The sequence below is a fragment of the Lonsdalea populi genome (assembly GCF_015999465.1).
Lineage (GTDB): Bacteria > Pseudomonadota > Gammaproteobacteria > Enterobacterales > Enterobacteriaceae > Lonsdalea > Lonsdalea populi.
On sequence record NZ_CP065534.1, the window covers coordinates 2,059,036 to 2,084,506 of the forward strand.

A 25,471-nucleotide genomic window follows, 5' to 3' on the forward strand; every position below is an offset into this window, starting at 1 on the left:
GGCGGCGTAAAAGGTCTTATAAGCCTGCCGGTCAGGCGAGATTCCGGCCGCTGTCTGCCCTCTCCTGCTTTTCAAGCCAGAAGCTGCACAGGCACCTAGTGGTGACAGGGAGTGGTGGCAAGTATAAGGGCGATATCGCGGGTGAAGTCGCATTGCTACGCCTTGCCGCAATCCACCTTCCGAAACGAAGGCGCAGCCCGCAGGCTGCGCCTTCGCTATGGTCAATGTTCAGTCACTGGAAGCAGCATATCGCCGCCAATGCGCGTAGCGAGGTGCTACCGTGGCTTCTTTCCTGGCGATGGCTGCCAGTTGGCAACGAGTGCAAGCAGTCCCGGAAAGCGCGCTTCGAGGTCTTCGCTGCGCAGCCGACTGCGCCGCTCCAGCCCATACTGCCGCTGGCGGATCACACCCGCTTCGCGCAACGCCTTGAAGTGGTGAGTCAGCGACGACTTGGGGCGGTCGAACCCGAACCAGCCGCATGGATGATCGTATGCCTGCGCCTCCAGCATCAGCTTGCGCACGATCGTCAGGCGTAGGGGGTCGGCCAGTGCGCCCAGGATGGTTTCAAGGCGCAGGTCTGCGATATCCGGTTCTGGCAACGGGTCGGGCAGGTTGGCGGGTTCGCCGCCTGACGCAACCGATTTGGTTTTATTGACAGTGCTCATGGGCTGGTTGTAGCCATTGCACATGATTTATCGAACAGGTTTATTCCACAGCCCAGACAGGGTGCTTCGGAGATCCATTCGGTGGGCAACTGGTGTGACGGCAAGGCTTCGCCCTTTAGCTCCCCAGTGCGGTCGGCGACGGCGCTGTCGATGGTTGGGTTGGCGCTGGCCATACATGCCTCACTGATGCCGGCGTTGGTCGCGTCCGCGCTACTCGCCGGCGCCGGTCAGGGGCTGGGCCAACTGGGCGGCTTGACCCTGATCGGCCTGCATGTCCCGGACAGCCATCGCGCGCAAGCCAACGCCGTCCTCAATATCGGCAGCTACATCCCGGCCGGCTTGCTACCGGTAGCGGCGGGCTACCTGGTGGATGCGGTGGGATTGGCGTCGGGGGCCACACTGTTCGCGCTGGTGCTGACGGCCGCGGCGCTGGCCGGCGGCACCTGGGCCACGCGGCATGCAGGCGACAGAACCCTCGACGGAGGACAGGCATAGAGAGTTTCGCCATCGGCGCGGCTTTCTGTTCGTCGCCGAAGCACCGCGCTCCGCCCGCGCGGCAGAGCGATGGCGTATCGAGAAAAAAAACGGCCGCCGGGGATCGCTTCCTCGGCGGCCGTTTTAACGTCAGGCTAACCTGGCAGAGTTAGACGATGTCTTCACCACACTGCGGCACCGGCTGTCTGAAGCGACGGGTCACCACCGCCAGATACAGCAGGCCAATCGCGGCCCAGACCAGTCCCAACGTCATCGACGTCGCTTCCAGATTCAGCCACAGCGCGCCAACCGCCAGCGCGCCCATGACGGGCAGCACCAGATAATTAATGTGGTCTTTCAGCGTTTTGTTGCAACCTTCCCGAATGTAGAACTGGGAAATCACAGACAGATTGACGAAGGTAAACGCCACCAGCGCGCCGAAATTGATCAGCGCCGTTGCCGTCACCAAGTCAAAGCACACCGCCGACAGTGCGATCGCGCCCACCAACAGGACGTTCAGCGCGGGCGTCCGCCATTCCGGGTGGATATAGCCGAAGAAACGCTCCGGGAACACGCCGTCGCGCCCCATGACATACATCAGACGTGAAACGCCCGCGTGTGCCGCCATCCCGGACGCCAGTACGGTGATGCAGGAGAAGACCAGCACGATAGACTGGAACAGTTTACCCGCGACGTAGAGCATGATTTCCGGCTGAGACGCATCCGGATCGTGGAAGCGTGAGATATCCGGAAAAAACAGCTGCAGGAAGTAGGACACCACGATGAAGATAATCCCGCCGATCAGCGCCGTCAGGAAAATGGCTTTCGGGATCACGCGGCCCGCGTCCGGCGTCTCTTCCGACAGGGAGCTAATGCCATCGAAGCCGAGGAAGGAGAAGCAGAGTATCGTCGCACCGGTAATCATCGGCACCACCTGCGCCTGCTCGGACCAGAACGGTTTGCTGCTCAGCAGCGTACCCGCGCCTTCCCCGCCGGAAATCCCCTGGATCACCAGCGTCAGGAAGACCGCCATAATCGCCACCTGCACGATCACGATCGCCGAGTTGAGGTTCGCGACGATGTTGATACCGCGCAGGTTGAAGAGCGTCATCAGTGCGACCAGCGCGGCCACGAAGATCCAGGACGGCACGCCGGGGAAGATGGCTTCCAGATAAATTTTAGCCAGCAGAATATTAATCATGGGCATGAACAGGTAGTCCAGCAGCGATGACCATCCCACCATGAAACCAACGTGCGGGCTAATCGCTTTTTGCGCATAGGTATAAGCCGAGCCCGCGGACGGGAATCGACGCACCAGTTTTCCATAGCTCACCGCCGTGAACAGAATGCCGGTCAAGGCGAAGGCGTAAGCGGTCGCCACGTGGCCATCGGTGAGGCCGGAAACAATGCCGAAGGTGTCAAAAATTGTCATGGGCTGCAAATAGGCGAGCCCCATCATCACGACTTGCCAGAGCGTCAGTGTTTTTCTTAGTTGTACTCGTTGGCTGGAAACCGCTGCGTTATGCGACATGATGCATCCCTCCATTGCCGGCAACAGACGTGCGGGTCAGGGATGTCATGGATCTATTGGACATGGGAAGTCGGTGAGAAACGGTGTGATTTGACATAGATGAAGACAGGTTGCCGCCGTCAACGGACGCTGACGCGCGATTGAAGAAAGTCAACGCCGCTGCGGCGCCATAGTCGCTGCTCACACAGCGCAAACCGGCTGGCACCGGTACTGCTACAACAGAATGCCCCATTTCGCATATTCCTCTGTTCTGCCTTTGCGGCAGACCTAATCTGATATCGTTCCGGCACGATGTCCGTGCCCCTTTATGATGAAAAAGTCTCAAAAAAATAACCGACGCTATTAACGTCGGTTATTTCAGGGCGCGTATTCTGCCGCAGAGGGGAGCAAGAGACAAGATTTTACGACTCAGGAGAGGTTATTTGAATTAAGTCACCGGCAACGCCGCGAAAATCACCGGCGTCAGCAAAAAATCACAGCACCCGTTTTCTTTTTTCGTGCTGTTCCAGCTCCAGCGCGGTAATCACCTGTTGCAAGCTCCGCTCCTGTGCGGGGGTCAGGCAGGGAAATTTGAAGCTAAGCCGCTGCACCTTTTTCACTTCGCCTTTGGCGCAGACAATCCGGCTGACCGCATGACTGATGAACTGCACGTCGATGCTGAATTCTCCATACGTGCCCAGCTCCAGCGTGACATTTTCAAGAATCTCGCCCTGCTCCAGCTGTTCCGCGACGTCTTCCTGTTCACTCAGCAGACAGACGCCGCCGAGAGAAAGATCTTTAATCGTAAACTGGAAACGGCTGTCATCCGGCAGACTGCCTCGACAAATCATCGGCGGCCAGGCTGGGGAATTGATGCGGAAGTAGCTGCGGCGCTGGATGCGGTAAAGGTCAGCGGGAATTTCAGCGCGGAAGGCCGGTAACCCCTGATAATCGATTTTTGACACCACGTTCGCTTTAAATTCCACCTTCGCACCCGCCGGTTCGGCGACAAAATTCAGCTCCGCGTCAAAGACGTCGCTCTCTTGCATCGTGCCGCCGAGGTCGAAGATAAAGGTATTGTCGTCCGGCTGGACATCCAGGATATTGCTGATGAAATGGCCCCGAGCGTGGTTCACCATCAGAGTCGTATTGTTTTTATGCAGCTCGCGTAACGTCGCGCATATTGCCAGTTTATTTCTCTTCAGAAATTTTTCTTTTTTGGTTTCGTCCATTTTGTCCATCCCAGAGTTAAATCATTACCGCTGACAAAGGATTCCCGATAAGTCATCAGCTTAGAGTTATAGGTACGATATCGTCATTTGTGTCCCCAACTTTACGTTAGATTGACATTTTTGGGGGTGATTAAAAAATTTATTCGGCAGGATAATGATGTAGCAACCAGGTCAGCGCCAGAAGATCGGCCGTGCCGCCAGGACTGAGATGACGCGCGGTCAAGGCGCGGTCCATCGCCTGTAAACGGGGAATGGTGACGCCCTGCGCCAGCAGATCGGCCGCATAACGCTGGACGAACGCCAGCCCTTCCATCCCGCCGCGAGACACGATGTTGGTGTCCGGATTGTGCGCCATCAGCACCACCAGCGTGTGCAGCAACGCCATTTCCCGATCGTACTCGCCAAGCGCCTGTCGATAGGCAGGCAGCGCCAGTCGGGTTACCGTCTGAAAGCCGCTGGCGGCCTCTCCGCGCGCGCCGGTCAGCCCATAACGCTGGAACAACTGCTCTCCGGCCGTCGCCGCGCGACGAGATGGAAACAGCTCGTCGCGCACCAGATCGCGACACATATCCGCCACCGTTTGGCATAAGCTCCGCTGCGTCAGCGCCACGCCGTTCGCCGCCAGCCAGCCCGCAGCGCTGCACAGCAGACCGCAGGCAAAGATGCCGCCTTTGTGCGTGTTGACGCCCTGCGTCGCCGCGAGCATGGCCTGTTCGCAAGCGATGCCGACGGGCCGAACCTGTGCCAATAGCTGCTTAGGCGACGCGTCCGCATGCTCATACCCTACGTCGATAAAACGACGCAGCCACGGCGTCATCGCCCTGATGCTTTTCTGAAACAGCGGCACGTCCATGTCGTGGTGCGCGCCGTTGTTCGCCCGGTCCACCAGACCCGGTTTCGGCGTCAGCATGACCTCCACCGTCAGCGCCTGCACCACCCGCTGGTCGATATCCGGCAGAGGCAGCGCCACGCGAGCGACAAACCCAAAAACGTCAGGCTGTGCCAGCCGGGCGTCAGCCAGCGGGGAAATAGGCATTTAGCCTCTCCTCGATCCGGGCGATGACGACGGGCAACGGATGCCGACGCGAGCGCGCGCAGACATGGGCTGGCTCATCGCACAACAGACAGCTGCGACCAGCACGTTCAAGACGTGAGCGATTGAGCGCACCGGACCGCGGGCAGAATACGTCGAAGTCCCACAGCCGCCCGAGCGGATGCGAGTCTTCGAGGGTCACGGCGGCGCGTTTGATCGCCAGCGCATCGCCGTCCACCGCCCAGAATCCTTCCGCGCCCGTCGCCTGCCAGTGCAGTTGATGTTCCGCTACCGGCCAGCTTTGTTCGCGACTCAAGGCATCGAACGCCGTCACGGCCTCTTCCATTGCGCGGCGGTACAGCGGCGAGTCTTTGACCGGCCCCGGCGTCACCAGCGTTAGCGACACCAAAGGAACATGGTGCTGCGCCAGCAGCGCCTGCTGCCGGGCGGCTCTTCGCTCTTTCGCCTCCAGCAGGCGTTCCAGCGAAACCGTTGCGGGCGACAGCGCCGTCACGTTACTCATCGTCCTCTTTCACCTGACGCACAACGTCGATGACGCTGCCGTCGCGATAGCGGATCACCCCGACGATGCGGTCGTGAAACGCGATCGGTTTCGGCTTGCCCACCAGCGCGACTGCCCGCTCATACAGCGCTTCAATCGGCATCACGGTCAAGCCGGCGGCGGTGAGTTGTTCTGCCACTTCCGGCCGCGCCGGATTCACCGCAATCCCATGATCGGTCACCAGGACGTCAATACTTTCGCCCGGCGTCACGCAGGTGGTGACATGGCGAACCACCGTCGGAATACGGCTACGGATCAACGGAGCCACCACAATGGTCAGGTTGGCCGCCGTCGCCACGTCGCAGTGTCCGCCGGAAGCGCCGCGCATTACGCCGTCGGAGCCGGTAATCACGTTAACGTTGAAGTTCATATCGATTTCCAGTGCGCTCAGGATCACCACGTCCAGCTGATCGCAGCACGCCGCCTTGGCGGTCGGGTTAGCGTAGACGTTGGTCGAGATTTCAACATGGTTGGGATTGGTCGCCAGCGAGGCCACCGCGTTGGCATCAAAGCATTGGGTATCCAGCAATTTCTCGATCAACCCTTTTTCATGCAGATCGACGATGCTGCCGGTGATGCCGCCAAGGGCGAAACGCGCCACGATGTTCTGCTTCTGCATCCGATCTTCGAGGAAGCGGGTGCAAGCGGTGGAGGCCGCGCCGGAGCCGGTCTGGATAGAGAAGCCGGGTTTGAAATAGCCGGAATGTTCAATCACATCAGCGGCGGAGCGGGCGATCAGCAGTTCACGCGGATTGCTGGTCACGCGCGCCGCGCCGACGCTGATTTTGGCCGGATCGCCGACCTCTTCGACCTGCACGATGTAGTCCACCTGATCCTGCACGATGCTGGCGGGCATATTGGGAAACGGCACCAGACTCTCGGTCAGCAGCACGACGTTGCGAGCGAACTCCGCATCCACCATCGCGTAGCCCAGCGAGCCGCAGCGGGATTTGCCGTCCGTGCCGTTGGCGTTGCCGAACTCGTCGCTGCACGGCACGCCCAGAAAGGCGACGTCTATCTTCAGTTCGCCGCTTTGCAGCAGGTGCACGCGGCCGCCGTGAGAGTGGATCTGCACCGGCTCTTTCATCAACCCGTGCGAAACGGCGTCGGCCAGCTTGCCGCGCATCCCCGAGGTGTAAATCTTACTAATCACCCCGTTGCGAATGTGTTTGACCAGCGGCGCGTTGCAGCTCATCAGCGAGCTGGAGGCTAGCGTCAGGTCTTTGAATTCCATGTCCGCCAGCGTATCCATCACCTTGTTGATCACCTTGTCCCCTTCACGGAAATGGTGATGGAAGGAGATGGTCATCCCGTCTTTCAGACCGCTTTTAACGATGGCCTCTTGCAAATCGGCGCACAGCTTGCGCTCGTGCTTCTGAGTCAGATCGTTCAGCCACGGCGTGTTGTGGTTGGCGTCGACGAACGGCTGTAATTCGCTTTTATCCGGAAACTGCTGACGCAGCGTTTCAATAATGTTGCTCATGATCACATCCTGTCATTGCTGAAAAAAGGCCGACGTTCACTGACGCACACCCGATGCCTGGGCGAGCTCCACCACCCGGCGGGCATGGTCGATAATCGGCGCGTCAATCATCTTGCCGTTGAGCGAGATGACGCCCAGTCCGGCGCGCTCGCCTTCTTCCGCCGTCTTGATCACCAGTTGGGCGTAGTCCACCTCATCCTGTGTCGGCGCGTAGGCGTTGTGCAGCAATTCAATCTGACGCGGATTGATCAGCGATTTCCCGTTAAAGCCCAGTTTGCGGATCAGCTTGACCTCCCGCAGGAAGCCCTCTTCATCGTTGACGTTGGAGTACACCACGTCGAACGCGTCGATGCCGGCGGCGCGGGCGGCGTGCAGCACGGCGCAGCGGGCATAGAACAGCTCGGTGCCGTCACCGCGTTCCGTCTGCATATCCATCACATAGTCGAAGGCGGCGAGCGCGATGCCGATCATGCGCTCGGAGGACCGCGCGATAGACACCGCATTAATAACGCCGACGGCGGATTCGATGGCCGCCATGATGCGCGTCGATCCCACTTCGCGACCACACGCTTTTTCAATGCGCACCAGATGCTGTTCCAGCTCGTCGACATCGTCGGTGGAGTCGGTTTTCGGCAGACGAATCACATCCGCGCCCCCGCGCACCGCCGCTTCCAGATCCAGCAGCCCGAACGGCGTACTCAGTTGGTTAATGCGCACTACGGTTTCAATGTCCTGATACATCGGGTGTTGCAGCGCGTGGAACACCAGCAGACGCGCGGTGTCCTTTTCACGCAGAGACACGGCATCTTCCAGGTCGAACATGATCGAATCAGGTTTATAGATGAATGCGTTGGAGAGCATGGCGGCGCTGGAACCAGGGAGAAATAGCATACTGCGGCGTAATGTCGACATTAGAGTTTCTCCCATTCGATCTGCCGGGCATCCGCCCCGCGCAGGACGGCGCTCTGCACCCGGGCGCGGATCACGCAATCCAGCGCGCCCTTGTCTTCCACGATGATGGTGCCGTCCTCAACGCCCAGCGACCGCAGGGTTTCTTCGACGACTTTTTTGATTTGATCTCCGAACTGCTTGATGACTTCACTGTTGATCACGACGGTTAACTGACCTTCCGCAGGGGCGACTTTGACCAGCAAATCGCTGGACTCAAAGGTGCCCGCCAAGGCTTCCTTGACAATCTTCATCTTTATTTCCTGCCTGATACATGAAAAGTGAATTACGCGTACTGAGGCTCACAGTAACGCTGTAAATGCTGCAATGTGGTCGGCGGCACCATGTCCCGGATAGGATCGAGCTGGCGCAGCTTCAAGAGTTTTCGGACTTCCGAGGCGGAGATGGCCCGGCCTGAGTGTTCGCAGGTGCGCTCGATTTCAATTACCTTGAGCGCAGGCGCCTTCACTTTGCCATCCTGCTCCAGCCAGTAATGCATATCCTGATTGTATTGATACGTCACCGGGCAGAAGGGTTCTGTCCCGACGAAACGCTGGTTGATGCCCAGCGCCGGGGCGATGTATTGGCGGAAAATAATCAGGTCGATGGCCGCATGGGCCTGCGTGATCAGTTTCTCTTCCTTCAGGAAATAGCCGGGAAAGGTGGCTTTGGAAATCATGTAGTCCGAGCCGGGATGCACCGTCAGATTGGGGATGTGTTCAACCCCTTTCTGCACCATCTCCAGCCGCTCGCTGTACGGAAAGAAAGAGACGTCTTCCCGAACGACGAAAATATGCAGCCAGTCGCTGGCGCTGGCGGCCTGCTCGGCCAGATAGCGGTGACCCAGCGTGAAAGGGTTGGCGTTCATCACAATAGAGCCGATGTGCTCGCCGGGCTGCCGCAGCGCAGACAGCGTCTGACAGTACTGTTTAATGCCGATCGGCGTATTTTCCATCAGCACCGCCGTCTCGTCGTAGCTGGCGATGGGATAAAATCCGCAGCCGCGGAAAATGGCGATGTTGTCGGGTTTGGTATAGAGAAAAAGATGGAACGTGCCGCGATCGGCGGCCAGCTGGACGACCTCATTGACCATCCGCACCCCCAGGTTCAGGTCTCTGAACTCGGGGTCTACCGCCACGCATTTAATGGTGTTCGACGCCAGTCCCGCGCAGGCCACCAGATGACCGCCGTGCCGCCCTACCACAAAGGTATTCACGTCATTGTCCATGCCCAACTGACAATGTGTCAGAAACTGGCGGATCTCCTCCAACTCCTCGGCATGGTCTTTGACATCCAGTGTGGTGATAAAGAAAGACTCATCGTCATACATACGGTAATCCTGCTTCTGACGGCTATTCAACATAACGGCTTAAAAATATCCCCGCGCGAACGGGGACCGAATTCAATGGGTGATCGTGGCTGACGAGGGCTGAACGTCATCGATGCGGCTTTTGGCCTCGGCAATGGTATTGCTCAACCTGCCGAGATGCTCGATGTCGACTTCAATGCGATCGCCGGGACGCATAAACAGTGGAGGATGGCGTTTTTTGCCCACGCCGCCCGGAGAACCGGTGATGATGACATCACCCGGCGCCAGCGAAGTAAAGGTACTGATGTACTCAATCAGTTCCGGCACCTTGTGCACCATGTTGCGAGTGTTATCGTCCTGCACCTGACTGCCGTTGAGGTAGGTGTGTATATCGAGTACCTGCGGGTCGGGGATCTCATCGCTCGTCGTCAGGTAAGGACCAAACGCGCCGGTCTTCGGCCAGTTTTTACCGGCGGTGAACCAGCTGTGCTGCCAGTCGCGGACGGAGCCGTCCATGTAGCAGCTGTATCCCGCGACAAACGATAGCGCGTCCTCACGAGCGATGTTTTGCCCATGACGACCGACAACCACCGCCAGCTCGCCCTCATAGTCGAACTCATCCGAGAACTGGGGTTTCAGCACATCGGTCATGTGCCCGGTCTGAGAGTCGGCAAAGCGCACAAACAGCGTCGGCGCCGGGTCGGCCTGATCAAACTCTTCGCGTTTCGCCGCGTAATTCATGCCGACGCACAAGATTTTCCCTGGGTTAACGATGACCGGTAAGAAAGTGACATCCGACTCCGCCACATCAGGCGCTTCATCGACAAGGGCTTTCGCCGCCGCCAAGCCGTTTCCCGCCAGTAATGCTTTCAAATCCGGATAACGTTGACCCAGTCTGCTGCGCAGGTCGATAAAGCCAGCCGGTGTATAAATGCCGTAGCTGTCTTTTCCGTTATGGCGGTAGCCTGCAAGTTTCATAATGATTCCCGTATTAAAAATGACCTATGCTTCACGGCTTTACTGTCGTACTGACTTAAATCAGAAAGTTACCGAGGACCAGTAACGCCAAGGAAACATTGATTGCGCCGCCGATGCGCGTGGCGATCTGCGCGAAAGGCATCAGCACCATGCGATTGCCGGAGGTCAGGATAGCCACATCTCCTGTACCACCCTGCCCACTCTGGCAGCAAGAGACAATCGCGACATCTATGGGGTACATCCCGATCTTTTTACCGACGAAAAATCCGGTCGCGACCAGCGTCACCACGGTAGATACGATAACGATCAGGTTCGTGATGGTGAAATCATGCACCAACGCCTCCCACGGCGTAATCGCGACGCCGACGGCAAAGAGAATGGGAAAGGTCACTGACGTCTGGAAAATTTGTACACGACCAGGGATCCTTCCAGAATCCGCGGCGAAACGCCATGCGCCAACTTCACTAAAACCTTAGCAAATATCATGCCAAGCGGTGCATGCAGACCAATATATTTATGGCCCAGCATGCCCACCCTATAGAGCATGATGGCCAGCAACGCTCCCGAGGCCAGCGCGGTAACGTCGATTTTTCCGCTAAGTTCAGCCGACAGCGCCGTCGTTTTCTTATCGCCGTTTGATTTGCCCGGCATCAGTTCACCCTCACCGGTTAGGTGCGGATAATGCTTGCCGAGTTGATTGAGCCCCCCGCCAGCATGATGGCGGTCAGACTGCCCAGCATGATAATGGGCAATATTCGTCCCAGCGCCGCGCCCTGATCCATATGCAGCAGGGCCGCATAGCCGATGGAAAGCGGTATCGCCCCCTCACCCACGCCGCCCGCCATGGTGGGCAGCACCAGGAAGAAGAACACCTGGAATGGGTCCAGGCCCAGCGCGACCCCGACGCCGACCAACATCCCGACAATTTCGCCGCACAGCATGGGAAAGAAAATCCTGATGAAGCCCTGAATTAATGTCTCCCGATTCATGCTCATGATGCTGCCGACGATAATGCAGCAAATGTAGAGATAAAGGATGTTGGTGGACTTATAGAACAGGGTGGCAGAGCCAACCACGACCTTCGGCAGCAGCCCATAATATACCAGCGCGGAGGGAATAAAGGTGGCGCAAATGGCCGCGGCCCCCATTTTTCCAATAATCGGCAAACGCTTGCCGAATTCGCCGCAGGCAAAACCGAAAAAGGCCAGCGTCGCCACCATGACGACAATATCGCTGGGCAGCTTGCCGTCCAGGCAGTCAAGCGCGATGAATAGACCGATAAGAAGAAATAGCGGCAGAGGAATAATACCGATTTTGTATGTATCCAGTACATACCACCATTTTTCTTTAAGCGAACGCTTCACAGAGCGCTTATCTTTTACAGCGATATATGAATCATCTGTCGTACTCATGCCCATTCCTCCTTATATTATTGTTCGGGCTGGAGCCGCAGGAGATCAAACTGCTGCTACGCCAACAGCCTGCGGATATTACGCCCTGAGTGGATTACTGGTGGGGAAATACGCCAGCGCACGGGAGAAAGGCCTGCAGATGCTCTTCGACCCTCGCGGTCAGTTGAAGGCTATTCCCGACGCGCTGCGTGAGACGGAGCTGATGTCGATCATCGGCAACCTGATGGATAACGCGATGGAAGCTACGCTGGCCAGCCTGCGGCCGCACGAACCGATTGAAGTCTATATTCATGATAATGAACGGGAACCGGTGATTGAAATCGCCGTCAAAAATACACCTACAAAGTTGTCGACCAGCAAAACGTGACGCGCTGTACCAGCTCCAGTCGAGCGCCGCCCCGACCGGCTCAACGGTGAAAGGCATTGAGGAAAATACCTCGAATTTGATCCAGCAGATCTTCCATGACGCCCCGGTCACGCTGTTTTCCGTCGACGAGGTGGTCGCCCTAACCGGGCTGAGCAAGACCACCGCCCGCCGCTATCTGGAGCACAGTCTGGAGAATCGTTTTCTCGACGTGCAGATGCGGTACGGCAAAATCGGTCATCCGCGCCGCTTGTACCGCAAAATGGCGGCTGAAAACGGGATAGTCAGTTGAGCGGGATAGTCATCGGGTCCGGATGCAGATACTCAAATCCCAGTTCGCGACAGATAAGCTGGCCGTCGACGAGACGCGCCGCCGCCGGGTCGCCTTCCAAGAATCGGGGCGGCTCCAAATGCAGGCGCTGCGCCTGCGCCGTATAAAAAACCTCTCGGGAGGGATGCAGCGGCGCGCACAGGTTGTAGAGATGCCCGCCATGCGGCAGCTGCAACAGCAGAAGAATGGCCGCCACCACATCCTCCTGATGGACCAGATTCACGCCGTGGCTACCATTCGGCACGTCGCGTCGTCCGGCCAGAAAACGTCCCGGATGACGTTCGGCGCCCACCAGCCCGGCGAGCCGAACGATATCCACCTCCGTATTCGGCAGCGCATGCAGCCACTGTTCCAGCTCAACGATGCTTTGCGCCGTCGCGGTCTCGGGCTGAAGCGCGCTATTCTCCTTAACGGTGCCCTGAGTCCGTCCATATACCGACGTCGTGCTGGTAAACAGGATGCGGGGAACGCCATAGGCCAACGCGTTGTTGACGATCGCCTGCACCGCATCCAGATAGCGCGCGCCCTCCTGTGACACCTTGCTCGGCGGCAGCGTCACAATCAGCGCATCCGTTTTCAGCAGCGCGTCCAGCTCACGGGCCTCACACTCAGGCAGCGGCGTCAGGCGCAGGCGGTAACACTCAATCCCGACGTTGCGCGACGCTTCTACGCCGTCATTCGTCGTTTTGCTTCCCGCCACCTGATACCCCCGGCCCATCAACGCCAATGCCAGCGGCATTCCCAGCCAGCCTAATCCGATAATCGACACTTTTTTCATCTTACGCTCCCGCCGTATCCGGCTTGGTTTCTCACCCACTATCCACGCTCAATTAACCATAGCAACATCAAATGCCCGCGGAGAGGTAAAAAACGGTTGCATAGCGGATACGAGTTGGTTTAGGTTAAGTCCCGGACGAAAATAAAATCATCAACATTAGTGGAAAAGAAAATATTATGTTAAGCGATCTGTTCAACCACCATCATCACCATCATCCTGACTAGTCTTTCAGGCGATTGGTGCTGGAAGACATTGAGATCTTCCAGTGGCGCAGAATGCTAAAGAGAACCCTCGGAAGATCATCTTCCGAGGGTTTTTTTGTACCCGCCGTTTTACAAGAAGCCTGCATCAACAGGCGCATCAGACAGGAAAATTGAGGTTTATATGCTGGATAAAACACGTTTACGCATTGCGATGCAGAAATCAGGCCGTTTGAGCGACGAGTCTCGCGAGTTACTGGCCCGCTGCGGTATTAAAATCAATTTACAGCAGCAGCGTCTCATTGCTTTTGCTGAGAATATGCCCATTGATATCCTGCGCGTTCGCGATGACGATATCCCGGGGCTGGTCATGGACGGCGTCGTCGATCTGGGCATCATCGGCGAAAACGTGCTGGAGGAAGAGTTACTCGACCGTCGCGCTCAGGGCGAAGACCCGCGCTACTTTATGCTGCGCCGTCTGGATTTCGGCGGCTGTCGCCTGTCGCTGGCGATGCCGCTGGATGAGGAATACGCCGGTCCTCAGTGCCTGCAAAACAAGCGCATCGCCACGTCTTACCCCCACCTCCTGAAACAGTACCTCGATAAGCAAGACATCAACTTCAAATCCTGCCTGCTGAATGGCTCCGTTGAAGTCGCGCCCCGCGCGGGTCTGGCCGACGCCATCTGCGACCTGGTGTCGACCGGGGCAACGCTGGAAGCCAACGGTCTGCGCGAAGTCGAAGTGATTTACCGCTCCAAAGCCTGCCTGATTCAGCGCGATGGCGAAATGCCGGCGGAAAAACAGCAGTTGATCGACAAACTGCTGACCCGTATGCAGGGCGTGATTCAGGCCCGCGAATCCAAATACATCATGCTGCACGCGCCCAGCGAACGTCTGGACGAAATCATCTCTCTGCTGCCGGGCGCCGAGCGTCCCACCATTTTGCCGCTGGCCGGAGAGAAAAGCCGCGTCGCCATGCACATGGTGAGCAGCGAAACCCTGTTCTGGGAAACGATGGAAAAACTGAAAGCCCTGGGCGCCAGCTCTATTCTGGTGCTGCCGATTGAGAAGATGATGGAGTAATCACCATGGCGAACAGCTTCGAAACACTGATTGATTGGCAGGCCTGCTCAGAACAAGAGCGGCAACAATTACTGACCCGTCCGGCGATTTCCGCGTCTGACCGCATTACCGCTATTGTCAGCGACGTTTTGGATCGTGTGAAAGCCGAAGGCGACAGCGCCCTGCGCGACTTCAGCGCCCGGTTCGACAAAGTGCAGGTGAACAACCTGCGCATCAGTCAGCAGGAAATAGACGCCGCGGCCGATCGTCTGGGCGATGACATCAAACAGGCGATGGCGATTGCCATACGCAATATCAAAACGTTCCACGAAGCGCAGCAGTTGCCGCCGGTGGACGTTGAAACCCAGCCGGGCGTTCGCTGCCAGCAGCTGACCCGCCCAATCGCCAACGTCGGGCTTTATATTCCGGGGGGATCTGCCCCCCTGCTCTCGACGGTACTGATGTTGGCGACGCCAGCAACTATCGCAGGCTGCAACCGCGTTATTCTATGCTCTCCGCCGCCGATTGCGGATGAAATTCTGTATGCGGCGCAGCTGTGCGGCGTGCAGGAAGTCTTCCAACTGGGCGGCGCGCAGGCGGTAGCGGCCATGGCGTTCGGCACCAAAAGTATTCCCAAGATGGATAAGATTTTCGGTCCCGGCAATGCCTACGTGACCGAAGCCAAACGTCAGGTGAGTCAGCGTCTGGATGGCGCAGCGATCGATATGCCCGCCGGTCCTTCCGAAGTGCTGGTGATTGCCGACAGCGGCGCGACGCCAGACTTCATCGCTTCCGACCTACTCTCTCAGGCAGAGCACGGTCCTGACTCGCAGGTGATTCTGCTGACGCCGGATCGCGATCTGGCTCTGGCCGTCACCGTAGCGGTCGAACAGCAGCTCCGTCAGCTTCCGCGCCGCGACATCGCCGCGCAGGCGCTGGCCAGCAGCCGCGTGATTGTCACCCGCGACCTGGCTCAGTGCGTGGAGATCAGCAACCAGTACGGCCCTGAACACTTAATCATCCAGACCCGCAATGCCCGCGATCTGGTCGACGACGTCATCAGCGCCGGTTCCGTCTTCCTCGGCGACTGGTCTCCGGAGTCCGCGGGCGACTATGCCTCCGGCACCAACCACGTCCTACCGACCTATGGCTATACCGCCACCTATTCCAGTCTGGGACTGGCGGATTTCCAGAAACGGATGACCGTTCAGCAATTAACACCGCAGGGCCTGCTGGCGCTGGCGCCGGCGGTCGAAGTCATGGCGCAGGCGGAGCAACTGACCGCCCACAAAAACGCCGTCTCCCTGCGCGTCGCGGCCCTGAAGGAGCAAGCATGAGCATCGAAAATCTGGCACGCGAAAACGTCCGTCAGTTGACGCCCTACCTGTCGGCCCGCCGACTGGGCGGCAGCGGCGACGTCTGGCTAAACGCCAACGAATATCCTCAGGAGCCGGAATACCAGCTCACGCTGCCGACGCTGAACCGTTATCCGGAATGCCAGCCGAAACGGGTGATCGAACGCTACGCGGGCTATGCAGGCGTCCGACCGGAGCAAGTGCTGGCTAGCCGCGGGGCGGATGAAGGCATCGAACTGCTGATCCGCGCCTTCTGCGAACCCGGTAAAGACGCCATTCTATTCTGCCCGCCGACCTATGGCATGTACGCGGTCAGCGCCGAAACGTTTGGTGTCGAACGCCGCATGGCGCAGAGCACCGCGGACTGGCAGCTGGATATGGACTCGATCGAACGTCAGCTCGACAACGTCAAGGTGATCTACGTTTGCAGCCCGAACAACCCGACGGGCAACCTGGTCAACCCTAAAGATCTGCGCCGCCTGCTGGAACTGGCGCAGGACAAGGCGCTGGTCGTTATCGATGAAGCCTACATCGAGTTCTGTCCGGAGGCGTCTACCGTCAGTTGGCTGGCAGACTATCCTCATCTGGTGATCCTGCGCACGTTGTCCAAAGCATTCGCGCTGGCAGGGCTGCGCTGCGGCTTCACGTTGGCGAACGAAGACGTTATTCAACTGCTGTTGAAGGTGATTGCCCCCTACCCGCTCTCTTTGCCGGTCGCGGACATCGCCGCTCAGGCGTTGAGCGACGCGGGTATCGCCAAAATGAAGAAGAACGTCGCCGGGATACTGGAAAACCGTCGCTGGCTGGCCGACGCGCTGCGGCCGCTCGACTGCGTGGAATCGGTTTTCCCCAGCGAAAGCAACTACCTGCTGGTGAAGTTCGACCCGACGACCCAGGTGTTCAAATCTCTGTGGGATCAAGGCATTATTCTGCGCGACCAAAATAAACAGCCCGGGCTGGCCGGCTGCCTGCGTATTACCGTCGGCACCCGCTACGAATGCGAACGCGTTATCGCGGCCCTGCAGGCGCTTTCCGGCATCACCACCGCTTAATCTTGAGGAACGATTGTGGGATTGAAATACCTTTTTATCGACCGTGACGGCACGCTGATCGCCGAGCCCCCTGAGGATTATCAGGTCGACCGGCTGGACAAACTGGCGCTGGAGCCGAATGTCATCCCTTCGCTGCTGGCGCTGCAAAAGGCTGGCTTTAAACTGGTGATGATCACCAATCAGGATGGACTGGGCACCGCCAGCTTCCCGCAGGAAAACTTCGATCCGCCGCATAACCTGATGATGCAGATCTTCTCCTCTCAAGGGATTGCCTTTGAGCGTGTGCTGATCTGCCCGCACCTGCCGTCCGACCACTGCGACTGCCGCAAACCGAAAACCGCGCTGGTGGACGCCTTCCTGAAAGACAACGTGATGGACAGCGGCAACAGCTATGTCATCGGCGATCGGGAAACGGATATCGAACTAGCGAAAAACATGGGGATCACCGGTCTGCGCTACCAGCGAAGCGGTCTGAACTGGGCGGAAATCATCACCCAACTGACCCGCCGTGACCGTCACGCATACGTCAGCCGGGTGACGCGCGAAACGGCCATCGACGTCAACGTCTGGCTCGACCGTGAGGGCGAGAGCAAAATCAGCACCGGCGTCGGCTTCTTCGACCACATGCTGGACCAGATCGCTACCCACGGCGGTTTCCGCATGCAGATCGAAGTTAAAGGCGATCTGTACATCGACGACCACCACACGGTTGAGGACACCGCGCTGGCGCTGGGCGAAGCGTTGAATAAGGCGCTTGGCGACAAACGCGGTATCGGCCGCTTCGGTTTCGTGCTGCCGATGGACGAATGTCTGGCTCGCTGTGCGCTGGATATCTCCGGTCGTCCGCACCTGGAATATAAAGCGGAATTCAACTACCAGCGCGTGGGCGATCTGAGCACGGAAATGGTCGAACACTTCTTCCGTTCGCTCTCTTACGCGATGGCTTGCACGTTGCATCTCAAGACCAAAGGCCGCAACGATCACCATCGCGTCGAAAGTTTGTTTAAAGCCTTTGGCCGCGCGCTGCGTCAGGCTATCCGGGTCGAAGGCGATACGTTGCCGAGTTCGAAAGGAGTACTGTGATGGACGTGGTGATTCTGGATACCGGCTGCGCCAATCTGTCATCCGTCGCGTATGCGGTGAAACGCCTGGGCTATGACCCGGTCATCAGCCGCGAGCCGGATGTGGTGCTGCATGCCGATAAACTGTTTCTGCCGGGCGTCGGTACGGCGCAGGCCGCCATGGAACAGTTGAAAGCACGCGATCTTGTCGACCTGATTAAAGCCTGCACTCAGCCCGTACTGGGCATCTGTTTGGGTATGCAGTTGCTGGGCCGCGTCAGCGATGAGAACGGCGGCATCGACACGCTAGGCATCGTGGATGCGCCCGTGCTGAAAATGGAAGACAAAGGCCTGCCTCTGCCGCACATGGGATGGAATCAACTGACGCCACAGGCGGGCCACCGCCTGTTCCGCGATATCCCTGAAGACGCTTACTTCTACTTCGTGCACAGCTACGCCATGCCGGTCTGCGCCGATACCATCGCTCAAGCTCAGTACGGCGATACCTTTACGGCGGCCGTACAAAAAGAGAATTTCTACGGCGTGCAGTTCCACCCGGAACGTTCCGGTGCCGCCGGCGCACAGTTGCTGAAGAACTTTCTGGAGATGTAAACGATCATGATTATTCCCGCTTTAGACTTGATCGACGGGCAGGTGGTCCGTTTGCATCAGGGCGACTACGGACAGCAACGTCAGTACGGCAGCGATCCGCTTCCCCGCCTGCAGGATTATCAGCAGCAAGGCGCTCAGGTGCTGCATTTGGTTGATTTGACCGGCGCGAAAGATCCGGCGGCACGTCAGATCCCCCTGTTGAAAACGCTGTTGTCCGGCGTCTCCGTACCGGTACAGGTCGGTGGCGGCATCCGCACCGAACAGGACGTTGAAGCGCTGCTGGAAGCAGGCGCTCGCCGCGTGGTCATCGGCTCCACCGCCGTCAAAGATCCTGCGTTAGTGCAATCGTGGTTTACGCGCTACGGCACCGAGGTATTGGTACTGGCGCTGGACGTGCGTATTGACGCCGACGGCGTCAAAAATGTGGCGATCAGCGGCTGGCAGGAAAATTCAGGCGTCACGCTGGAACAGACCGTCGAGCGCTATCTGCCGTTCGGTCTACGTCACGTGCTGTGTACCGATATATCCCGCGACGGCACGCTGCAGGGCGCTAACGTCGAGCTTTATCGAGAAATCGGCCAACAATACCCGCAGGTAGCATTTCAGGCTTCCGGCGGCATCGGCTCTCTCGCGGATATCGACGCGCTGCGCGGCAGCGGCGTGCAGGGCGTGATCGTAGGTCGCGCCCTATTGGAAGGAAAATTTAACGTAGCGGAGGCAATCGCATGCTGGCAAAACGGATAATTCCCTGTCTCGACGTTCGCGACGGACAGGTGGTTAAAGGCGTTCAATTCCGCAACCACGAAATTATCGGTGATATTGTTCCTCTGGCGCAGCGCTATGCGCAGGAAGGCGCGGATGAACTGGTGTTCTACGATATCACGGCGTCTTCCGACGGCCGCGTCGTGGATAAAACCTGGGTGTCTCGCGTGGCGGAAGTGATCGATATCCCGTTCTGCGTGGCCGGCGGTATCAAAAGTCTGGAAGAAGCCGCCCAGATTCTGTCGTTCGGCGCCGACAAAATTTCCATCAACTCGCCGGCGCTGGCCGACCCGACGTTGATTTCCCGATTGGCCGACCGCTTCGGCGTTCAATGCATCGTAGTCGGAATTGATACCTGGCATGACGCCGACACCGGGCGTTATCATGTTAACCAATACACAGGCGACGAGAATCGCACCCGCGTCACTCAGTGGGAAACGCTGGATTGGGTTCAGGAAGTTCAGAAGCTCGGCGCAGGTGAAATCGTTCTCAACATGATGAACCAGGACGGTGTCCGCAGCGGCTATGATTTGGAACAGCTGCGGCAGGTTCGAGACGTCTGTCAGGTGCCGTTGATCGCCTCCGGCGGCGCCGGTACTCGCGAGCATTTCCTGGAAGCATTTCAGAATGCGCGCGTCGATGGCGCGCTGGCGGCATCGGTCTTTCATAAACAAATCATTAATATTGGTGAACTGAAACAGTTCCTCAAGCAACAAGGCGTGGAGATCCGGAAGTGTTAACCGAACAGCAAAGAAGCCAGCTAGACTGGGAAAAAACCGACGGCATGCTGCCAGCCATCGTACAACATGCCGTTTCCGGCGAAGTACTGATGCTGGGCTATATGAATCCGGAAGCGCTGCAGGCGACCGAAAAAACGGGCAAGGTCACCTTTTTCTCTCGCACCAAAAACCGACTGTGGATTAAAGGCGAAACGTCGGGCAACGTCCTGAACGTCGTCTCCATCACGCCGGACTGCGATAACGATACGCTGCTGGTTCTGGCCCATCCTGTCGGCCCCACCTGCCACACCGGAACAAGCAGTTGCTTCTCGCCGGCGGCCAGCCAGTGGCAGTTCCTGTTTGAGCTGGAGCAGTTGCTGGCAAGCCGCAAGACCGCCGATCCTGAGAGTTCCTACACCGCACGGCTCTATGCTAGCGGCACGAAGCGTATCGCACAAAAAGTCGGTGAAGAAGGATTAGAGACCGCGCTGGCGGCAACCGTGCATGACAAGGAGGAGTTGACCAACGAAGCTTCCGATCTGATGTACCATCTGCTGGTACTGCTTCAGGATCAGGATTTGGATCTGGCGACCATTATCGGCCGTTTGCGGGAGCGTCATACCCAGTAATCGTCCCATGAAGAGGGTCATCCCGAAGTTTGCTGGGGTGGCCAATACCGCCGAGTGCGATGACAGTGGCGAGTTGCGCTTCGTAAAATCTGATTGCTCGCCTAATTTCACTACGAGCCCAGCGACCTTGACGATGGGGCCTGATAGGCATCGTTCAGCAAGTCTCCAACATGTGCGCCGTACCCTGCCCTCGTCATGGATAAAGGGCTGTTCATCGCATGATCCTTTCAGAGCAAAAAATAACGTAGAACTCCCACCTAAAAACTCTCGGCGTTGCGCGGCGGACGTCCATTCCCCACGGTATATTGCTATTGCTTTGTCGTTTGTAAATGATGCTGCTATGCATACACACCACATGGGGATTCTGCTGATAATCAGGTCGCTTCAGAGGGGTTACTTCTGTTGGTAATCGGTTTATTTGATTGCGTCCTGTTGATGGTCATACGTCATTACCCGAGACGCCCTCAATACGGATAGGAGTAAGCAAACAGGGCAAATTGCAGATAGAAAAAAGGCGCCCTATAAAAGGCGCCTTTTAAAATTTCTTACTCAGCAGTCTGTTGCACGTGATACCGCGCAAGATGCTAATCTACCGCTGTCGATCAGCCGTAGATATTGGCACGGTCGCGCAGTTCCTTGCCAGGTTTGAAATGAGGAACGTATTTACCTTCAAGTTCCACCTTCTCACCCGTCTTCGGGTTACGTCCGACTCGCGGTGCACGGTAGTGAAGTGAGAAACTGCCGAACCCACGGATCTCGATACGATCGCCTTCTGCCAGCGTACTCGCCATCTGCTCGAGCATCTCTTTCACTGCGTCCTCGACCAACTTGGCCGGGATATGAGATTGCTGTCCAGCAAGTCTTTCAATAAGCTCAGACTTGGTCATAGTTCCTCCAAGTATATGGTCAGTTAACACCATAGTAACTTACTACCGTTTGAGACCGGACGGCATCGACTGCCGCCCGGTCCACCGTGATTATTCGCCTTTAGCTGCTTTGAAAGCTTCAGCCATTGCACTGGAGAAGTTGCTTTCGTCCTGTTTGTTGTTAACAGAAGCAATAGCATCTTTCTCGTCAGCTTCGTCTTTAGCACGAACAGACAGGCTAACTACGCGATTCTTACGGTCAACGCCGGTGTACTTCGCTTCGACGGAATCGCCAACGTTCAGAACCAGAGTTGCGTCTTCGACGCGGTCGCGCGCGGCTTCAGAAGCCCGCAGGTAACCTTCAACGCCATCAGCTAATTCAACTGTAGCACCTTTAGCGTCAACGGCAGTAACTTTACCCGTAACAATCGCACCTTTCTTGTTCACAGACAGGTAGTTGTTGAACGGATCTTCAGCCAGCTGTTTAACGCCCAGAGAGATGCGCTCACGCTCTGCATCAACCTGCAGGACAACTGCAGCGATTTCGTCACCTTTCTTGTACTCGCGAACAGCTTCTTCGCCAGCCACGTTCCAGGAGATGTCGGACAGGTGAACCAGACCGTCAATACCGCCATCCAGACCGATGAAGATACCGAAGTCAGTGATAGACTTGATCTTACCTTCTACGCGGTCACCCTTGTTGTGGGTTTCAGCGAACAGCTGCCACGGGTTGGATTTGCACTGTTTCAGGCCCAGGGAGATACGACGACGTTCTTCGTCGATATCCAGAACCATAACTTCAACCACGTCACCCACGTTAACCACTTTGGACGGATGGATGTTTTTATTGGTCCAATCCATTTCAGAAACGTGAACCAGACCTTCAACGCCTTCTTCGATTTCAACAAAGCAGCCGTAGTCAGTCAGGTTGGTCACGCGACCAGTCAGACGAGTGCTTTCCGGGTAACGTTTAGCGATAGCAACCCAGGGATCTTCGCCCAGCTGTTTCAGACCCAAAGATACTCGGGTACGTTCGCGGTCGAATTTCAGCACCTTAACATTGATTTCATCGCCCACATTGACGATTTCGCTAGGATGCTTAACGCGTTTCCAAGCCATGTCAGTGATGTGCAGCAGGCCGTCAACGCCGCCCAGATCAACGAATGCACCGTAGTCAGTGAGGTTCTTAACGATACCTTTGACTTCCATGCCTTCCTGCAGGTTTTCCAGCAGCTGATCGCGCTCTGCACTGTTTTCGGATTCGATAACTGCACGGCGGGAAACCACAACGTTGTTGCGTTTCTGGTCCAGCTTGATCACTTTGAACTCAAGCTCTTTGCCTTCCAGGTGCAGCGTGTCGCGTACCGGACGAACGTCTACCAGAGAGCCCGGCAGGAACGCACGGATACCGTTCAGTTCAACGGTGAAACCGCCTTTAACTTTACCGTTGATAACACCGGTAACAGTCGCAGCTTCTTCGTAAGCTTTTTCCAGCGTCAGCCATGCTTCGTGACGCTTAGCTTTCTCACGGGACAGCAGAGTTTCGCCGAAGCCGTCTTCAACAGCGTCCAGTGCAACGTCAACTTCATCGCCAACCTGAATTTCAATTTCGCCCTGCGCGTTCTTGAACTGCTCGGCCGGGATGGCGGACTCAGATTTCAGACCGGCGTCAACCAGTACGACATCTTTGTCGATAGCAACAACAACACCGCGAACGATGGAACCCGGACGGGTTTCGATTTCTTTCAGGGATTCTTCAAAGAGTTGAGCAAAAGATTCAGTCATGTTGATAATCTTAGGGTTTCTTAATTTAACGTCCATCTGGCATCCTGCTCGATGGGGCTGTTTCACATACCTCGCTACGCATCCTTACAGCGAGGTGGGATTATTTATTGATCGGCCGGACCCAGCTTCTGACTCACATAGGCCAGCGCCCTTTCAACCACTTCATCTAGCGACATCTCGGTCGAGTCCAGCACCAGAGCTTCCGGCGCCGGCGCCAACGGCGCTACGGCTCGATTACGATCGCGATCGTCGCGTTCTTTAATCTCGGATAAAAGACGTTCGAAGTTAACACTAAAGCCCTTCGCCTGCAACTGCAGCATGCGGCGTTGCGCACGCTCTTCCGCGCTGGCGTCGAGGAAAATCTTTACGGCCGCATCGGGAAAGACGACGGTCCCCATATCCCGACCATCGGCAATGAGCCCAGGTGCCTCGCGAAAAGCGCGCTGACGCCGCAATAGCGCTTCGCGCACGCGTGGGAATGCCGCAGTCTGCGACGCCGTGTTGCCCACTTCTTCGGTGCGGATTTCCAGACTGACGTCTTCGCCTTCCAGCACCACGTTCAACTGCCCATCTTCAGGAATAAAACGGACATCAAGGTGCGTCGCCAGCGGCACTAACGCCTCTTCAGAGTGGATATCCACCTGATGATGCAAAGCCGCCAGCGCCAATACGCGATAGATCGCGCCGGAATCCAACAGGTTCCAATGCAACGCTTCCGCTAATGCCTTGCATAGCGTGCCTTTACCCGCGCCACTCGGCCCGTCAACCGTAATTACCGGTGCAGTCACCGCCATGTTCTTCTCCTTCACACAGGGAAAATCTTCGTGCCATTGTAGACAATAAAGTCAGCTATTATATGCCGACATAGCGATAAACATTTAATAAAAGACTTATACCTACTAAATATCCGGCGAATTCTTATACGAATAGCGGATAAAACTGTTCAGGGAGGCGCGATCCCCCCTGGCATAACAGGAATCAAGCAAACTGGCTCAATCTTGCCAATTGCTCAAAATAGTCGGGGAAGGTTTTAGCCGTGCATTTAGGATCAAGGATCGTTACGGGCGTATCAGAGAGAGCCAGCAAGGAGAAACACATTGCCATGCGGTGATCGTTGTAAGTACCGATTTCGGCTGGCGTCAGCTGTTTCGGCGGCGTGATGCGGATATAGTCATGCCCTTCTTCCACTTCCGCGCCCGCTTTACGCAGCTCGGTCGTCATCGCCGCTAAACGATCGGTTTCCTTGACTCGCCAGTTGTAGATATTGCGCAGCGTGGTAGTGCCTCCCTCCGCGAACATGGCCGCAGTAGCGATAGTCATCGCCGCGTCGGGGATGTGATTCATGTCCATGTCTATGGCGTGCAACGCTTTACGCTCGCATTCGATATAGTCGTCGCCCCAACGAATAATCGCGCCCATTTTTTCCAGCACGTCGGCAAAACGCACATCGCCCTGAACGCTGTTACGGCCTACGCCCGTCACTCGCACGACGCCACCCCGGATCGCTCCGGCGGCCAGAAAATAGGACGCAGATGACGCATCCCCTTCAACTAAATAATGGCCCGGCGAACGATAGCGCCGTCGCCCTGCAATCTCGAACGTCTGGTAACCCTTGTTTTCAACGGTGATGCCGAACGTTTCCATCATGTGCAACGTGATGTCGATGTACGGCTTGGAGACCAGGTCGCCTTTGATGCTGATGCGCGTATCCTGAGTCGCCAGCGGAGACATCATCAGTAACGCCGTCAGGAACTGGCTCGATACGCTGCCGTCCACCGTAATATCGCCGCCTTGGAAACCACCGTGCAAACGCAGCGGCGGGTAGTTTTCCTGCTCCAGGTAGTCGATACGCGCGCCGCCCTGACGCAGCGACTCGACCAGATGACCGATGGGACGCTCTTTCATGCGCGGTTCGCCCGTCAGGATAACGTCCCCTTCCGTCAAGCACAGCGCGGCAGCCAGCGGACGCATCGCGGTTCCGGCATTACCCAAGAACAATTCAAGCGGCTCGCTGACGTGAAACGGGTGCCCTAGCCCCATGATATCGCACTGGTTGCGGTCCGCAGATAGTTGATAACTGACGCCCAACGCCTTGAGCGCGGTTAACATATGACGCACATCATCGCTATCCAGCAAATTGGTTAAGCGCGTCCTGCCTTCCGCCAGCGCCGCCAGCAGCAACGCGCGATTAGATACACTTTTCGAGCCAGGAAGATTGATCGTGCCATTAATGCGTTTTATGGGTTGTAGGGTCAGGGATTCCTGCATATGAATTGTTGCCTCCAAGA

The 25,471-nt window shown here is 57.2% G+C and carries 24 protein-coding genes, 3 pseudogenes and 1 other annotated feature; of the genes and pseudogenes, 11 read left to right on the plus strand and 16 right to left on the minus strand.

Features of this window, described 5'->3' with window-relative positions:
• Positions 1-275: 275 nt before the first annotated feature.
• Positions 276-665, minus strand: a complete 390-nt coding sequence (locus I6N93_RS09025; protein ID WP_085686554.1) for an ArsR/SmtB family transcription factor — start codon at positions 663-665, stop codon at positions 276-278.
• Between the two features lie 150 nt (positions 666-815).
• Here I6N93_RS09025 and I6N93_RS09030 point away from each other — a divergent pair, with 150 nt between their 5' ends.
• Positions 816-1,160 carry an MFS transporter gene (locus tag I6N93_RS09030; RefSeq protein ID WP_085686514.1) on the plus strand — a complete coding sequence of 115 codons (345 nt, stop codon included), beginning with the start codon at positions 816-818 and terminating at the stop codon, positions 1,158-1,160.
• Between the two features lie 148 nt (positions 1,161-1,308).
• Here the strand turns inward: I6N93_RS09030 and I6N93_RS09035 are convergent, their stop codons facing one another.
• The 10 genes and pseudogenes from I6N93_RS09035 to I6N93_RS09080 form a co-directional block, all read right to left on the minus strand.
• A complete protein-coding gene (locus I6N93_RS09035; protein WP_085686516.1) occupies positions 1,309-2,670 on the minus strand; it encodes an APC family permease in 1,362 nt (453 codons plus the stop codon).
• Between the two features lie 473 nt (positions 2,671-3,143).
• Positions 3,144-3,881, minus strand: a complete 738-nt coding sequence (locus tag I6N93_RS09040; RefSeq protein ID WP_232099985.1) for a flagellar brake protein — start codon at positions 3,879-3,881, stop codon at positions 3,144-3,146.
• A gap of 139 nt (positions 3,882-4,020) precedes the next feature.
• Positions 4,021-4,917, minus strand: coding sequence for a triphosphoribosyl-dephospho-CoA synthase CitG (citG, locus tag I6N93_RS09045; RefSeq protein ID WP_085686520.1), 897 nt, complete (start codon positions 4,915-4,917; stop codon positions 4,021-4,023).
• Entirely contained in the window at positions 4,895-5,437 is a 543-nt protein-coding gene (gene citX, locus I6N93_RS09050) for a citrate lyase holo-[acyl-carrier protein] synthase (protein ID WP_085686522.1), read from the minus strand. The genes citG and citX overlap by 23 nt, the downstream gene beginning before the upstream one ends.
• Positions 5,430-6,959, minus strand: a complete 1,530-nt coding sequence (gene citF, locus I6N93_RS09055; RefSeq protein ID WP_085686524.1) for a citrate lyase subunit alpha — start codon at positions 6,957-6,959, stop codon at positions 5,430-5,432. The genes citX and citF overlap by 8 nt, the downstream gene beginning before the upstream one ends.
• Positions 6,960-6,995: 36 nt before the next feature.
• A complete protein-coding gene (citE, locus tag I6N93_RS09060; RefSeq protein ID WP_085686526.1) occupies positions 6,996-7,871 on the minus strand; it encodes a citrate (pro-3S)-lyase subunit beta in 876 nt (291 codons plus the stop codon).
• Positions 7,871-8,161 (minus strand): citrate lyase acyl carrier protein, encoded by a 291-nt coding sequence (citD, locus tag I6N93_RS09065; RefSeq protein ID WP_085686528.1) that lies wholly within the window; start codon positions 8,159-8,161, stop codon positions 7,871-7,873. Before citD ends, citE begins: the two co-directional genes overlap by 1 nt.
• A 32-nt stretch (positions 8,162-8,193) precedes the next feature.
• Entirely contained in the window at positions 8,194-9,237 is a 1,044-nt protein-coding gene (citC, locus tag I6N93_RS09070; protein WP_085686530.1) for a [citrate (pro-3S)-lyase] ligase, read from the minus strand.
• A gap of 72 nt (positions 9,238-9,309) precedes the next feature.
• Positions 9,310-10,194, minus strand: coding sequence for a fumarylacetoacetate hydrolase family protein (locus I6N93_RS09075; protein ID WP_085686532.1), 885 nt, complete (start codon positions 10,192-10,194; stop codon positions 9,310-9,312).
• Positions 10,195-10,249: 55 nt separating this feature from the next.
• A pseudogene (locus I6N93_RS09080) lies at positions 10,250-11,606 on the minus strand (2-hydroxycarboxylate transporter family protein).
• 82 nt (positions 11,607-11,688) lie between these two features.
• On the opposite strand from I6N93_RS09080, the pseudogene I6N93_RS09085 reads away from it, so the two are divergent.
• Positions 11,689-11,943 (plus strand): annotated as a pseudogene (locus tag I6N93_RS09085) (histidine kinase); the annotation flags it as partial.
• Positions 11,931-12,262: pseudogene (locus tag I6N93_RS09090) on the plus strand (response regulator); the annotation flags it as partial. The pseudogenes I6N93_RS09085 and I6N93_RS09090, both read left to right, overlap by 13 nt.
• Here I6N93_RS09090 and I6N93_RS09095 read toward each other — a convergent pair.
• Positions 12,255-13,079 carry an SDR family oxidoreductase gene (locus tag I6N93_RS09095; RefSeq protein WP_085686534.1) on the minus strand — a complete coding sequence of 275 codons (825 nt, stop codon included), beginning with the start codon at positions 13,077-13,079 and terminating at the stop codon, positions 12,255-12,257. The pseudogene I6N93_RS09090 and the gene I6N93_RS09095 overlap by 8 nt on opposite strands.
• A gap of 199 nt (positions 13,080-13,278) precedes the next feature.
• Positions 13,279-13,401, plus strand: a sequence feature (His leader region).
• Positions 13,402-13,463: 62 nt separating this feature from the next.
• Between I6N93_RS09095 and hisG the strand changes: the two genes are divergently transcribed.
• The 8 genes from hisG to hisIE are packed head-to-tail and all read left to right on the plus strand — an operon-like array spanning position 13,464 to position 20,532.
• On the plus strand, positions 13,464-14,363 hold the full coding sequence (hisG, locus tag I6N93_RS09100) for an ATP phosphoribosyltransferase (RefSeq protein ID WP_085686536.1): 900 nt from the start codon (positions 13,464-13,466) through the stop codon (positions 14,361-14,363).
• Positions 14,364-14,368: 5 nt separating this feature from the next.
• Positions 14,369-15,679: a histidinol dehydrogenase gene (gene hisD / locus I6N93_RS09105; protein WP_085686538.1), complete on the plus strand. Its 1,311-nt coding sequence runs from the start codon at positions 14,369-14,371 to the stop codon at positions 15,677-15,679.
• Positions 15,676-16,749 (plus strand): histidinol-phosphate transaminase, encoded by a 1,074-nt coding sequence (hisC, locus tag I6N93_RS09110; RefSeq protein WP_085686540.1) that lies wholly within the window; start codon positions 15,676-15,678, stop codon positions 16,747-16,749. The genes hisD and hisC overlap by 4 nt, the downstream gene beginning before the upstream one ends.
• A 15-nt stretch (positions 16,750-16,764) precedes the next feature.
• Positions 16,765-17,832: a bifunctional histidinol-phosphatase/imidazoleglycerol-phosphate dehydratase HisB gene (gene hisB / locus I6N93_RS09115; protein WP_112092112.1), complete on the plus strand. Its 1,068-nt coding sequence runs from the start codon at positions 16,765-16,767 to the stop codon at positions 17,830-17,832.
• A complete protein-coding gene (hisH, locus tag I6N93_RS09120) occupies positions 17,832-18,422 on the plus strand; it encodes an imidazole glycerol phosphate synthase subunit HisH (protein WP_085684526.1) in 591 nt (196 codons plus the stop codon). The genes hisB and hisH overlap by 1 nt, the downstream gene beginning before the upstream one ends.
• Positions 18,423-18,428: 6 nt before the next feature.
• A complete protein-coding gene (hisA, locus tag I6N93_RS09125; RefSeq protein WP_085684528.1) occupies positions 18,429-19,166 on the plus strand; it encodes a 1-(5-phosphoribosyl)-5-[(5-phosphoribosylamino)methylideneamino]imidazole-4-carboxamide isomerase in 738 nt (245 codons plus the stop codon).
• A complete protein-coding gene (gene hisF, locus I6N93_RS09130) occupies positions 19,148-19,924 on the plus strand; it encodes an imidazole glycerol phosphate synthase subunit HisF (protein ID WP_085684530.1) in 777 nt (258 codons plus the stop codon). Before hisA ends, hisF begins: the two co-directional genes overlap by 19 nt.
• The gene (gene hisIE / locus I6N93_RS09135; RefSeq protein ID WP_085684532.1) at positions 19,918-20,532 is read left to right on the plus strand and encodes a bifunctional phosphoribosyl-AMP cyclohydrolase/phosphoribosyl-ATP diphosphatase HisIE; all 615 of its coding nucleotides are present in this window, start codon (positions 19,918-19,920) and stop codon (positions 20,530-20,532) included. Before hisF ends, hisIE begins: the two co-directional genes overlap by 7 nt.
• 602 nt (positions 20,533-21,134) lie before the next feature.
• Here hisIE and ihfB read toward each other — a convergent pair.
• From ihfB to aroA, 4 genes are all read right to left on the minus strand, one after another.
• Complete coding sequence (gene ihfB, locus I6N93_RS09140) at positions 21,135-21,419, minus strand: integration host factor subunit beta (protein WP_026740440.1); 285 nt, start codon at positions 21,417-21,419, stop codon at positions 21,135-21,137.
• Between the two features lie 90 nt (positions 21,420-21,509).
• Positions 21,510-23,183 carry a 30S ribosomal protein S1 gene (gene rpsA / locus I6N93_RS09145; RefSeq protein WP_099017393.1) on the minus strand — a complete coding sequence of 558 codons (1,674 nt, stop codon included), beginning with the start codon at positions 23,181-23,183 and terminating at the stop codon, positions 21,510-21,512.
• A 104-nt stretch (positions 23,184-23,287) separates the two neighbouring features.
• Positions 23,288-23,977 carry a (d)CMP kinase gene (cmk, locus tag I6N93_RS09150; protein ID WP_085684536.1) on the minus strand — a complete coding sequence of 230 codons (690 nt, stop codon included), beginning with the start codon at positions 23,975-23,977 and terminating at the stop codon, positions 23,288-23,290.
• Positions 23,978-24,161: 184 nt separating this feature from the next.
• Positions 24,162-25,451 (minus strand): 3-phosphoshikimate 1-carboxyvinyltransferase, encoded by a 1,290-nt coding sequence (gene aroA / locus I6N93_RS09155; RefSeq protein WP_085684538.1) that lies wholly within the window; start codon positions 25,449-25,451, stop codon positions 24,162-24,164.
• Positions 25,452-25,471 lie beyond the last annotated feature (20 nt).